This is a genomic window from Pseudoalteromonas sp. D15MCD-2 (genome assembly GCF_038562745.1).
Classification (GTDB): Bacteria; Pseudomonadota; Gammaproteobacteria; order Enterobacterales; family Alteromonadaceae; genus Pseudoalteromonas.
The window spans coordinates 59,011-71,803 of sequence record NZ_JBCFQE010000001.1; the positions used below are offsets into that span (position 1 = coordinate 59,011).

At 43.4% G+C, this 12,793-nt stretch carries 11 protein-coding genes; 6 read left to right on the forward strand and 5 right to left on the reverse strand.

The genetic code is table 11. The features are described 5' to 3' along the window. Nucleotides 1-88 precede the first annotated feature (88 nt). Genes AADY36_RS00230 through AADY36_RS00245 form a run of 4 tightly spaced genes read right to left on the reverse strand, consistent with a single transcriptional unit; the run spans nucleotide 89 to nucleotide 3,188 of the window. Entirely contained in the window at nucleotides 89-1,273 is a 1,185-nt protein-coding gene (locus AADY36_RS00230; RefSeq protein ID WP_342408352.1) for an ATP-binding protein, read from the reverse strand. A gap of 6 nt (nucleotides 1,274-1,279) precedes the next feature. Next, a complete protein-coding gene (locus tag AADY36_RS00235) occupies nucleotides 1,280-1,990 on the reverse strand; it encodes a response regulator transcription factor (protein ID WP_285221735.1) in 711 nt (236 codons plus the stop codon). After that, the gene (locus tag AADY36_RS00240) at nucleotides 1,990-2,373 is read right to left on the reverse strand and encodes a DUF3019 domain-containing protein (protein WP_055020608.1); all 384 of its coding nucleotides are present in this window, start codon (nucleotides 2,371-2,373) and stop codon (nucleotides 1,990-1,992) included. Before AADY36_RS00240 ends, AADY36_RS00235 begins: the two co-directional genes overlap by 1 nt. Then, complete coding sequence (locus tag AADY36_RS00245) at nucleotides 2,373-3,188, reverse strand: MipA/OmpV family protein (protein ID WP_275669101.1); 816 nt, start codon at nucleotides 3,186-3,188, stop codon at nucleotides 2,373-2,375. Before AADY36_RS00245 ends, AADY36_RS00240 begins: the two co-directional genes overlap by 1 nt. Before the next feature lie 426 nt (nucleotides 3,189-3,614). On the opposite strand from AADY36_RS00245, the gene tkt reads away from it, so the two are divergent. Then, nucleotides 3,615-5,615 (forward strand): transketolase, encoded by a 2,001-nt coding sequence (tkt, locus tag AADY36_RS00250; RefSeq protein ID WP_342408353.1) that lies wholly within the window; start codon nucleotides 3,615-3,617, stop codon nucleotides 5,613-5,615. 121 nt (nucleotides 5,616-5,736) lie between these two features. On the opposite strand, the gene tal is transcribed toward tkt, so the two are convergent. Next, complete coding sequence (gene tal, locus AADY36_RS00255) at nucleotides 5,737-6,690, reverse strand: transaldolase (protein WP_342408354.1); 954 nt, start codon at nucleotides 6,688-6,690, stop codon at nucleotides 5,737-5,739. Between the two features lie 231 nt (nucleotides 6,691-6,921). On the opposite strand from tal, the gene AADY36_RS00260 reads away from it, so the two are divergent. The 5 genes from AADY36_RS00260 to AADY36_RS00280 all read left to right on the forward strand — a co-directional run bounded on the left by AADY36_RS00260 (nucleotide 6,922) and on the right by AADY36_RS00280 (nucleotide 12,793). Further along, a complete protein-coding gene (locus AADY36_RS00260; RefSeq protein ID WP_054562996.1) occupies nucleotides 6,922-8,574 on the forward strand; it encodes a ribulokinase in 1,653 nt (550 codons plus the stop codon). Beyond that, entirely contained in the window at nucleotides 8,571-9,266 is a 696-nt protein-coding gene (locus tag AADY36_RS00265) for an L-ribulose-5-phosphate 4-epimerase (RefSeq protein WP_054552270.1), read from the forward strand. Before AADY36_RS00260 ends, AADY36_RS00265 begins: the two co-directional genes overlap by 4 nt. 23 nt (nucleotides 9,267-9,289) lie before the next feature. Continuing rightward, nucleotides 9,290-10,789, forward strand: coding sequence for an L-arabinose isomerase (gene araA / locus AADY36_RS00270; protein ID WP_054562995.1), 1,500 nt, complete (start codon nucleotides 9,290-9,292; stop codon nucleotides 10,787-10,789). 136 nt (nucleotides 10,790-10,925) lie between these two features. Beyond that, on the forward strand, nucleotides 10,926-11,510 hold the full coding sequence (locus tag AADY36_RS00275) for an HAD family hydrolase (RefSeq protein WP_342408355.1): 585 nt from the start codon (nucleotides 10,926-10,928) through the stop codon (nucleotides 11,508-11,510). 215 nt (nucleotides 11,511-11,725) lie between these two features. Further along, entirely contained in the window at nucleotides 11,726-12,793 is a 1,068-nt protein-coding gene (locus AADY36_RS00280; RefSeq protein WP_239962179.1) for an aldose epimerase family protein, read from the forward strand.

Genomic DNA, 12,793 nt, shown 5'->3' on the forward strand with positions numbered 1-12,793 from the left:
TAGTGTTGAGTTGTGACTATAACATCAATGAAATGTAAACAATTGGCACACACTGTTACAGCTTGGTACATTTTTACCGAAAAACTGCTTATCGAAACAGAATACTTGCTCTTGCACCGCTTAAGATTTGCGCGTTATCTAAGCTAAATTTTGCGTTATTCCATAGGCATAGTTGCTTAACGATTGATAAGCCAAGGCCAACACCTTGATAGCCGGTTTGGTGTACCGAAGCGGTTTTAGAAAATGGTTGCATGAGGCTGGCGCGCATGTGTTCTGGGATCCCTGGGCCATCATCCTCAATCACTAGCAAAGTGCCGTTTTTGCATTGTGAAAGCCTGATATGAATTTGCGTTTTAGCAAAGCGAACCGCGTTCCCGAGTAAGTTTTGCAATAAGCGTTGAAAGCTTTGTTTATCAACACAAATGGCTGTTAATTCGCAGTCAAGGCGAATAGCCACAGGGCTATAGTTTTGAAATTTAGTAATGCAGGGCTGTAATAGCTCGTCTGGGCAGTAGTCTTTTACTAACAAGGTGGGCTCGCATTGTTCAAGCTCGGCATAAGTTAAAAACTCTTCGACTAATAGCTCAAGTTCAATAATGTCTTGCAACACACTGTGCCGATAAGCGTTGTTATCAACGACTGCTTCGAGGGCGAATTTAGCCCGCGATATAGGCGTTAAAAAGTCATGAGAAACGGCATTGATCAATTCGCGTTGGCTTTGATTACGGTTATGAAGCGCTAATGCCATGTTATCAAAGGTATCGCCAATGCTTTTTAGCAAGCTAAAACGTGTGAAGTGCACTTGTGCAGTAAAGTCAGCATTAGACATTTTACTACTGGCCTTGCGCAGTTTATTTAAGTCAAACAGCAGTGGGCCTGTAAAAATCACCACCGCTAAGGCAAGGCTAGAGTAAAACAGAAGGCTCACTAAAGACCGATAACCCTGATCAGCTGGTTGGCTGTATGGGCCAATGCTTAATAAGGTCTGTCTATCATCAGCAAGCTTATGAAAGTAAAGCTTGTTATTGGCATCGTTAACACTAATTACCTGACCTGCTAAAAGTGATGCCTGTAATTGTTTACCAAGGTAAAAGTTCGCCAGAGGTGTTTGTTTAATATCAGGGTTATTGGGGGCAAGACTCAATATACTCTCTGCTAATTGCTGCTCTGTACTGTAACTTGGTGGGCTTGGAAAATAGGTTTCTAGTAACCAAGCGGCGCTCCCCAGGCAAACTGCGAGGGTTAAATACAAATAACAAAACAGGCGTAACAAACTGCATTAACCCCACGCTTGTGGAGAAAAAATATATCCTTTACCCCAAACTGTGACGATTTTTTGTGCTGGCACCGCTTCGTCACCGAGCTTTTTGCGTAAGCGGCTAATGCGGCCATCGATAGTGCGGCTTTGACCATCGTATTTACGGCCAATGGTACCATCAAATAATTGGTCTCGACTGACCAACTGACCCGCTGATTGAGCTAATTGGATCAGTATTTCGAACTCTGCACTGGTCAATTCAAGTGGCTGGCTATGCAAATAAGCCTCGCGCTGAATTGTATTAATACTCAACGAGCCAAAGCGAATATTATGCGCGTTGTGAGTGGTACTTGTTGGTTTAACAGTTTGGCTGCGACGAATCGTGTTATTTATTCGCGCTAATAAAATGGACGGGGAAACAGGTTTGGTTAGGTAATCATCGGCGCCTAGCTCAAGGCCAGTGATATGATCGACTTGGCTCTGCCTTGCCGTCATAAAAATAATTGGTGTATCTTGGTATTGTTTTAGTTCTTTAAATACCTCAAAGCCATCTTCTGATCCTAATCCGATATCAAGCAAAATTAGGTCGTACTTTTTGCAGCTTGCTTGATAACAGGCATGGCAACCACTTTCAAAGTGCTCAATGGTATAGCCATGTTCAGTTAAATAATTAGAGACTAGCTGGGCAAGCTTTAAATCATCTTCAATGTACAAAATAGTATGTTGGCTCATCAAAAAATACTCCATGCGATATCACGTCGGCGTTTTTTAACATGCTGGTGGAATAAACTAATTTCAGTGCTTTCTAATGGTTCTAGTTGCTCGCTCAGTAGCTCTAAAACAATGTTGCGATTGTTTTGCACTGTGATTGCAAAGTTCTGCCCTTGATTTGGCTTTTGGCAGAACAGCCTAATTTGTTGATCAGTCACACGAATGCACACCGTTTCGCTGACTTCGGTATACCAATTAATCGATACATCCATCACGCAATCTTGCTCTACCGTTACACAGTTTTCTGGTGTTGCCTCGATATAACCTGCCTGTGCGAATGTGCTGCTAACAAACGCGAGGCTAAAAATGAATAAGAGTGAAAAAAGCTTCGTACGCAACATCATCAGTAATTCCATGCAAAGCCAGCATAAAAAGACAGTAAGTTGCTGTCATCGATAAGGGGGCTATCGGCAATACCCGATGATAAGCGTTGGTATTTTATATCGCTGATAAATTGCCATTGCTGATTAAACTGATATTGGTAACTGGCTTTTAGATTGTACTTTTGACTAGAGTGGCCTAAAAAAGGGCTAAATCCGGCTCGTATCTCTTGTTGTGCGCTGCCATAGTAGTAATCCACTAAACCAGCACTTAAATGTTGTATTTCTGCGCCGAGCAAAACTAGGTGCTGATCAAATAAAAACAAGCGCTGTGCAGATAATGCGCCTTGTAACCCTTTGTGATAGTTGGTGAGCTCCATTGACCAATACGCGCTAAAACGCCAGCTTTGCCAGTCAACAATCGCTTCAATACCGCTCATGGCCGACAGTTTACGTTTTGATATTTTAGTAATATCACCGCGGCGCTTTATCACCACTGGTGCTTCAATGCTTGAACCGGGTGGTGGCGGTGTCATTGAAGGGCGGCCACTGGTTGTTCTAATTGCAGTTAGTGCTGTTGAGTGTTTGGCAAAATACAGCCCATCTTCATTGAGTTGGGTGAATAACGACACTTGATAGTGATCGCCCCACACGGGTGTCCAAGCAAACTGAGTATTTGCAAATGAAAAGTCACCGGCAAATACTTCAATACGCGGTAGGGCATAAAGAGGAATGTCGTCTTTTTTATAAACTGGGTTGTCGAGTTGACCATAACCTAAGCTGAAACCAAGGCTTACTCCTTCATCTGCTAAATAAGCAGAGTCAGTGCTGCTTGCCATTGGTGAAAGGCAAAATGCACTAATTAGAAATAAAACTCGTAGCCCAAGTGAGCAACTACCTAGAACAGTCACAAATAAACAACCTTAATGAAAAATCCTGTTAACATTAAGCTGTTATTAATGGCTTGAACAATGAAATAATGTACCAAATTGTAGCAAGGTCTGGTTTTTGTAACCTGAATTAGTTAAGGAAATTGCTTGATTAATAAGCATATTTCACTAATTTGATTTGGTTATTTTGAGCGGTGTCGTCATTTCTTTAGTTAGAAAAAGTTATTAACAATAAAATGGTGTTAAAACCTGCGCTTAGCGGTACAAAATGGCCCTAAATACACGTCATTACTGGCATGGCGGTTTATTAAGTTGCTATTTGGGTGAGTTTTTGCGATATTATTTATATTATAATATTAACAGGAAGCTAATAAGATGACTCTGCCTAGTTCTCAATCTGCAAATGCTATTCGCATACTTGCTGTCGATGCCGTTCAACAAGCTAACTCTGGCCACCCAGGTGCGCCTATGGGTATGGCTGATATTGCAGCGGTATTGTGGCAAAACTTTCACCGCCATAACCCGTTAAACCCAGACTGGTCTAACCGTGACCGCTTTGTGTTATCAAATGGCCATGGTTCAATGCTTCAATATGCATTGTTACACCTAAGCGGTTATGACGTAAGTATCGAAGATATTAAGCAATTCCGTCAGCTTCACTCTAAAACACCGGGTCACCCAGAATATGGTTATACTCCGGGTGTTGAAACAACGACAGGCCCATTAGGTTCTGGTATTGCTAACGCAGTTGGTATGGCAATCGCTGAAAAAACTTTAGCAGCACAATTCAATAAGCCAAAGTTTGATATTGTTGATCACTTCACTTACTGCTTTATGGGTGACGGCTGTTTAATGGAAGGTATCTCGCACGAAGCATGTTCGCTGGCAGGTACATTAGGCCTAGGCAAGCTAATCGCATTTTGGGATGACAATGGCATCTCTATCGATGGTGAAGTAGAAGGTTGGTTCACCGACGATACGCCTGCACGTTTTGAATCTTACGGTTGGCAAGTTATCCGTGATGTTGATGGTCACGATATGAATGCAATTGCGGGTGCAATCGAAGCGGCACAAAGCAACACTACGCAACCAACACTAATCTGTTGTAAAACAGTGATTGGTTTTGGCTCGCCAAATAAATCAGGTAGCCACGACTGTCACGGTGCACCACTGGGTCACGACGAAATCGCAGCAGTACGTGAGCAGCTAAACTGGCCGCACCCTGCATTTGAAGTTCCACAAGAAGTTTATAACGAGTGGAATAATCAAGCGAAAGGCCAAGAGCTTGAAGGTGCATGGCAGCAAAAGTTTGCAGCTTATAGCAAAGCACACCCTGAACTTGCAAAAGAATATACACGTCGTGTTCTTGAAAAAGCATTACCAGCTAACTTCGCTGAATTAGCTGATGAGTACATTGCTAAATGCCAAGCCGACATGCAAAACATTGCGACACGTAAAGCATCACAAAACGCGATCACCTTCTTTGCTAATCAACTTCCAGAATTAATGGGTGGCTCTGCTGACCTTGCCGGTTCTAACTTAACGTTATGGCCAGAAGCAAAAGGTTTACAAGATGCAGCTGATGGTAACTACGTATTCTATGGCGTACGTGAGTTTGGTATGAGCGCAATCATGAATGGTATTGCATTACATGGTGGCTTCATTCCATTTGGCGCAACTTTCTTAATGTTTATGGAATACGCACGTAATGCAGTACGTATGGCAGCATTAATGAAAGCGCAAAGCATTTTTGTGTATACCCATGACTCAATCGGTCAAGGTGAAGATGGTCCTACTCACCAACCAATCGAGCAAATCGCTAACCTTCGTATGACACCAAATATGACTGCATGGCGTCCGTGTGATGAAACTGAAACAGCAGTAGCTTGGCGTCAATCGTTATTAAAAGAGACAGGCCCAAGTTCACTTATCTTCAGCCGTCAGGGTACCAAAGCAATGGCACGTGATGCACAGCAAGTTGCTGACATTGCAAAAGGGGGTTATGTACTTGTTGATAGCGAACAAACTGCAGAGCTTATCCTTATTGCAACGGGTTCTGAGGTAGAGTTAGCTGTGAATGCTGCTGCTGAGCTAAAAGCACAAGGCAAGCAAGTTCGCGTGGTATCTATGCCATCAACGAATCAGTTTGATAGCCAAGATAAAGCATACCGTCAAAGCGTGCTACCAGCGGGTACACCTAAGATTGCTGTTGAAGCTGCACACCGTGACTTCTGGTTCAAGTATGTTGGCCAAGATGGTGATGTACTAGGCATGGACACATTTGGTGAGTCAGCGCCAGGCGCGGTATTGCTTGAGCATTTTGGTTTCACAGTGGCAAACCTAGTTGCAAAAGCAAACGCATTATTTGCTGAATAATGTGACTGGCTAAAAATTATCGTAATCGCAACACGATAAACCTACATTTGTGATGATGTGTAGGTAATAAAAAAGCCCGCAAACTTTGGTTTGCGGGCTTTTTGCTGCTTAAACAATCGGTTTAAACTAATTCGCTTAAGATTGACTCTAGTTTCTCTTGGTCAATTGCGAACTGACGAATACCTTGGCTTAGCTTTTCAGTAGCCATGGCATCTTCATTCATTTCCCAGCGGAAAGCTTGCTCAGCCATTGCAGCTGGCGCTTCTGCTTTTTCTGTTGCTGGTAATAGTTTTTGAGTTAATGGTGCGTCAGTTGCAGCGAGTTCAGCAAGTAACTTAGGGCTGATAGTTAAACGGTCACAACCTGCTAATTCTTGGATTTCACCGATGTTACGGAAGCTTGCGCCCATTACAATCGTTTCGTAGCCGTGCTTTTTGAAGTAGTTGTAGATATGCGTTACTGACTTAACGCCCGGATCGTTAGCACCGTCGAAATCAGCGCTTGCATCTTGTGCTTTGTACCAGTCAAGAATACGACCAACGAATGGTGAAATTAGGTAAGCACCTACTTCGGCACAAGCGCGTGCTTGAGCAAATGCAAATACCAGCGTTAGGTTACAACGGATACCTTGTGCTTCAAGTACCTTAGCTGCTTGAATACCTTCCCATGTTGAAGCAATTTTGATTAACACGCGCGATGTGTCGATACCTTGCTCTTTATATAAAGCAACAAGCTCAAGTGCTTTATCAACAGTTGCTTGAGTATCAAATGATAAACGCGCATCCACTTCTGTTGAAACTAAACCTGGCACTTGCTCCATTAATTTAGAGCCAATTAATACTGCTAGCTTATCAGCTGCTTTTGTTACAACTTCTGCTGTGTCACTGCTTTGTGCTTTTGCCCATGATACGGCTTCGGCAGCAAGTGGGCGATATTTCTCAATTTGAATCGCGTTTAAGATTAGTGATGGGTTTGTTGTAGCATCTTGCGGTTTATATTCGTTGATTGCTTCAAAATCACCCGTGTCAGCAACAACGGTTGTTACTGCTTTAAGTTGTTCTAATTGACTAGACATAGTTATCCCATTCTTATCATACAAAAGTTAATGTAGTGGCTTTAACCTATTATTTGTGCTGAAAAAACAATCTAATCTACCAGAGGAACTGCGCAATAAATCGCCCGCCAGCAGCAAATAATCCTGTTAATAATATTTTTATAATACCTTTACAATCTGGTATTGTTGATATTATCATACAAATAAAGATAATGACTAACAATGTTAGTAAGCAATTAGTGAAAGGTAATTATGTCTCGTTATACGTTGGGATTAGACTACGGGTCGGACTCGGTAAGAGCATTACTCGTTGATGTTGCGACTGGTGAAGAACTTGCCAGCCATTTAGTAAACTACCCGCGCTGGGCACAAGGTTTATACTGTGACCCAAGTAAAGATCAGTTTCGTCAGCATCCACAAGACTATATTGATAGCCTTGTAGAAGTAGTTAATGGTCTTTGGTCACAAGTTCCAGCAGGTACTGCAGACAAAGTAGTGGGTATGAGCTTTGATACGACAGGCTCAACACCTGTAGCAATTAATAGCCAAGGTACACCACTGGCATTAACTGAAGAATTTGCAGAAAACCCAAATGCAATGTTCATTTTGTGGAAAGACCATACGTCTATTAAAGAAGCAAATGAAATCACTGAAGCTGCAACTAACAACGATGTGAACTACCTTTCACACATGGGCGGTATCTACTCTTCTGAATGGTACTGGGCCAAAGCATTACATATTTTCCGCGTTGATAGCAGTGTTAAAGCAGCCACATATTCATGGGTTGAGCACTGCGATTGGATGACCGCGCTAATGTGCGGCACAACACACCCTGAAGCATTAAAGCTAGGTCGTTGTGCAACGGGCCACAAACAAATGTGGAACGAGCAGTGGGGCGGTTTCCCACCAAACAGTTTCTTTAGCAATATCGATCCACTATTAGATGGTGTTGTTGATACGTTAAATGCAACTACAGAGCCAAGCGACCAAGTTGCTGGCAACTTAACTGCTGAGTGGGCCGAGAAGCTAGGTTTACCACAAGGTATCGTGATTGGTTACGGTGCATTTGACTGTCACATGGGCGCAGTAGCAGCCAATGTTCGTCCTGGCGTTCTAACTAAAGTAATGGGTACTTCAACGTGTGACATCACAGTAACGTCTAAAGAACAACTAGGTGATACTTGCGTTAAAGGTATTTGTGGTCAAGTTGATGGCTCAGTGATTCCTGGGCTAATTGGTTTAGAAGCCGGTCAATCTGCATTCGGTGACTTATACGCATGGTTCAAAAACCTAGTACTTTGGCCAACTCGCCAACTTACAAATCTATCTGACGCTGAACAAGCGTTAGTTAACAAGCTAGAAGATTCAATCTTAGTTGATCTATCAAAAGCGGCGGCAGCACTGCCTGTAACAAGCAACGATGTAACTGCGCTTGATTGGGTAAATGGTCGTCGAACGCCAGATGCTGACCAAAGCGTTGCCATGGCATTAACAGGCTTAAAAATGGGCACTGATGCACCTAAGTTCTTCAAAGCACTTGTTGAAGCAACTGCGTTTGGCGCACGTGCTATCACTGAGCGTTTCCGTAGCGAAGGCGTGCCAATCGAGTCAGTGGTTGTTATCGGCGGTATTTCTAAAAAATCAGACTACGTAATGCAAACCTGTGCCGATGTTTGGAATTGCCCAATCGACGTTTTAGAAAGTGAGCAAAGCTGCGCATTGGGTGCGGCAATTATGGCTGCGGTTGCTGCGGGTGAGCACGCAACAGTAGCAGATGCTCAAAAAGTAATGGCGTCGTCAGTATGTCATCAGTACTTACCAAACCCAGAGCGCGTTGCTGTTTATGACGAGCTTTATGCCAACTACCAAGCACTTGCAAGCTATGTAAACGGAGACAAAGCATGAGTTTTACTGAACTAAAACGTGAAGTCTATGAAGCGAACATGGAGCTGCAACGTCGTGGCTTAGTAATTTATACCTTTGGTAACGTATCGCAAATCGACCGCGACAAAGGCGTGATTGCAATTAAACCAAGTGGTGTTTCGTACGACCAAATGAAAGCCGACGACATGGTGATCGTCGACCTTGAAAACAACATTGTTGAAGGTTCTATGCGTCCGTCTTCTGACACTAAAACGCATGTTCATTTATATCGCCACTTCGATGCAATTGGCGGTGTAACACACACGCATTCGACCTATGCAACTGCATGGGCGCAAGCAAAACAAAGCATTCCTTGCCTTGGCACAACTCACGCTGACTATGTACATGGTGACATCACCTGTACTCGTGAGTTAACCGATGAGCAAGTGAATGGCGATTATGAATTAGAAACCGGTATTCAAATTACTGATGCGTATCAAGACCGCGATCCGAAAGCTGCACCTATGGTGATTGTTGCGGGTCATGCGCCTTTCACGTGGGGTAAAGATGCCGCTCAGTCTGTATACCATGCCGCGCTACTCGAAGAGATTGCACGCATGGCGTATTTAACACGCACTTTAGATCCACACGCAGCTGAACTTAAAAAAGCAGTGATGGATAAACATTATCTACGTAAGCACGGTAAAAACGCGTATTACGGTCAGAGCAAATAGCAAGAATTTAGAGGATTATTAACATGACGACGATGACGAAAGAAGTCTGGTTTGTTACCGGCTCACAACATCTTTATGGTCCTAAGGTGTTAGAAACGGTTGCCAAAGACAGCGAAGCAATTGTAGCGGGCTTAAACAGCGAAGCTAATCTACCAGTAAACTTGGTATGTAAGCCTACCGTTAAGTCACCTGAAGAAATTCACGCTGTTTGCCAAGCGGCAAATACGGATCCTAACTGTGTTGGTTTAGTTTTATGGATGCACACTTTCTCACCTGCGAAAATGTGGATTGCTGGCCTAAGCGAATTACGTAAGCCTTGGTTACACCTTCACACTCAGTTCAATGCAGCCCTTCCTTGGTCTGACATCAACATGAACTACATGAATACGCACCAAAGTGCACACGGTGACCGTGAGTTCGGTTTCATCGGTACTGTAATGCGTAAAGAGCGTAAAGTTGTTGCAGGTCACTGGCAACGTGCTGACGTACAACAGCAGTTAGATGACTGGTGTCGTGCGGCAAAAGGTTGGGCAGAAAGCCAAACACTTAAAGTTGCGCGTTTTGGCGACAACATGCGTCAAGTTGCAGTTACTGAAGGTAACAAAGTTTCAGCGCAAATTACTTTTGGTTATGAAGTACACGCGTTTGGTGTCGCTGAGCTTGTTAAAGTGGTTGATACTATCACTGAAGAAGAAGTTGATGCACAGTTAGAGCTTTATAAGCAAGACTACGTAATTGCTGACGAAACTCTACAAGACGATTACGCAGTGAAAATGCTACGCAACGAAGCACGTTTAGAGCTTGGTATGGAGCGTTTCTTAGAGAAAGGCGGCTTTAAAGCATTCACTAACTGTTTTGAAGACTTATCAGGTCTTTCTGGTCTTCCTGGTCTTGCTACACAGCGCCTAATGTCGAAAGGCTATGGCTACGGTGGTGAGGGTGACTGGAAAACAGCTGCTATGGTACGCATTATGAAAGTAATGGGTGAAGGCCGTGACGGAGGTTGTTCATTCATGGAAGATTACACTTACAACATGGGTGAGACTGACCAAGTACTTGGCGCGCACATGTTAGAAGTGTGTCCTTCAATTGCAGCACAAAAACCACGTCTTGAAGTTCACCAGCACACTATCGGTGTTAAATGTGATGTAGGTCGTTTATTGTTTACTGCAAAACCGGGTGCTGCAATCAACGTATCACCAATTGATATGGGTAACCGTTTCCGTATTCTGATCAACGAAGTAGATACAGTGGCTCCGCCAGCTGATTTACCTCACTTACCTGTTGCTTCAGCGCTTTGGGAACCAAAACCAAACCTATCTGTAGCATCAGCTGCATGGATCCACGCCGGTGGTGCACACCACACTGCATACAGCCAAGCAGTAACAACCGATATGATTATCGATTTTGCTGAGATGGCTGGCGTTGAAACGATGATCATCGATAACGATACGACGATCCGTGGTTTCAAAACAGAGCTTCGTCATAACGCAGCTTACTACATGCTAAAACGTGGCGTGTAAGAATTAGTACTTTATGTACTAGAACGTGCTGTGTGTGAGCACGTTCACCCCAAATTTTGTTGTCGATTAAGCCAGTGATGAGCCTCGCTCTTCGCTGGCTTATGCTATTGTGAAGCGAAACATTTTAGGAGTAGATATGATCGATTTAAGCGCCTACCAAGGCATTATTTTTGATATGGATGGCACCTTAATTGACTCAATGGGCAGTCACTTACAGGCATGGCAAAAAGCTTGCGAAGCCTATGGCTACCCATTCGATTACGACTATATGTACAGCTTAGGTGGCATTCCGACCGTTAAAACAATTGAAATGCTTAACGAAAAATTTGGTTTAGAACACGACCCTCTGGTTGTGGCAAAAGATAAACACCAGTTTTGGGTTGATTTACAGCACCAACCGCTAGTAATTGACGAAACCGTCGCAGTACTTGAAAAGTACCATGGTGTATTGCCTATGGGCGTTGGCACAGGCGCTGACCGCGAACATGCAATTGATCATCTTACTGATACCAATTTAATTAATAAAATTGGTGCGTTAGTGACTGCCAGTGATGTTAGTAAAGGCAAACCAAACCCAGAAACATTCTTAAAAGTGGCAGAGCAGTTAGGTGTTGAGCCAAGCCAATGTGTGGTGTTTGAAGACACGCAAATTGGTTATCAAGCTGCCATAAGTGCGGGAATGGATTGCATCATGGTGAAAGACGGAAAAATCCAACTTTAGCGATTAAAGTTGCAATGACACCCTTATTTGTATTATAAAACTATAAATACAATTACAAAAAGGTTATTCATATGTCATTGCAATGTGTTTTCCAAGGTTTAAAAACAACTCATCAAACAGCCAGTTCGAACACGAAAAAGTCGCGCGGGCTTTATGCATTGTTGGTGACATGTGGGATTGCCCTTACACCAGCTTGTGCTCATCAAGGAGACAATATGACTACTTCCCCTTCAGCATCAATGACGGCCTATGGCGTACTGGCTGATCAAACGCCGGTTAATCAAGTAACGCTGACTAACAGCAATGGTATTAGCGTTGATGTAATCAACTACGGCGGCATTATTACGCGTATTGAAACACCTGATGCAAAAGGCGAAATGGGTAATATTGTACTGGGTTTAGATAACCTAGAAGCATACACAAAAGCGACAACTTACTACGGTGCAATCATCGGTCGTTTTGGTAACCGTATCGCAAACGGTAAATTCACGTTAAATGGCACTGAATACCAATTAGCAACTAACGATGGTGACAACCACTTACATGGTGGTGTGCAAGGTTTCGATAAAAAAGTGTGGAACATGACACCGTTCACGACGCAAAACAGTGCCGGTGTTACCTTAAGCTTGGTGAGTCCTGATGGCGACCAAGGCTACCCGGGTGAAGTGACGACAGAAGTGACTTACACACTAACGAACAACAACACGTTAGATATGCAGTTTATTGCTACAACAAGCAAGCCTACCATCATCAATATGACGCAACACAGCTACTTCAACCTAGCGGGTAAAGGCGACATTCTTGATCACCAAATGCAAATCAACTCAAAAGCAATTACACCTGTGGATGGCGGCTTGATCCCAACTGGTGAGTTGATGGATGTGGCTGGCACACCGTTTGACTTCCGTACAGCTAAAGCAATCGGTCAAGATATCAAAGCAAGCAATGAACAACTGAAACTTGGTAAAGGTTATGACCATAACTTTGTGCTTAAAGACACGCCAAGCAATGAGCTTATTGAAGCAGCGACGGTTTACGAAGCAAACTCTGGCCGTACGTTAACAGTTTACACAGAAGAGCCTGCAGTACAGTTTTATTCAGGTAACTTCTTAGACGGTAGTACTGTGCAAGCGTCTGGCTTAGTGCATAATTTCAGAAGTGGTTTTTGTTTAGAGCCACAGCATTTCCCTGATGCACCAAATCAGCCAACGTTCCCAAGCACAACATTATTACCGGGTGACGTGTATTCAACACGCATCGTGTACGAATTTGGTACAAAATAA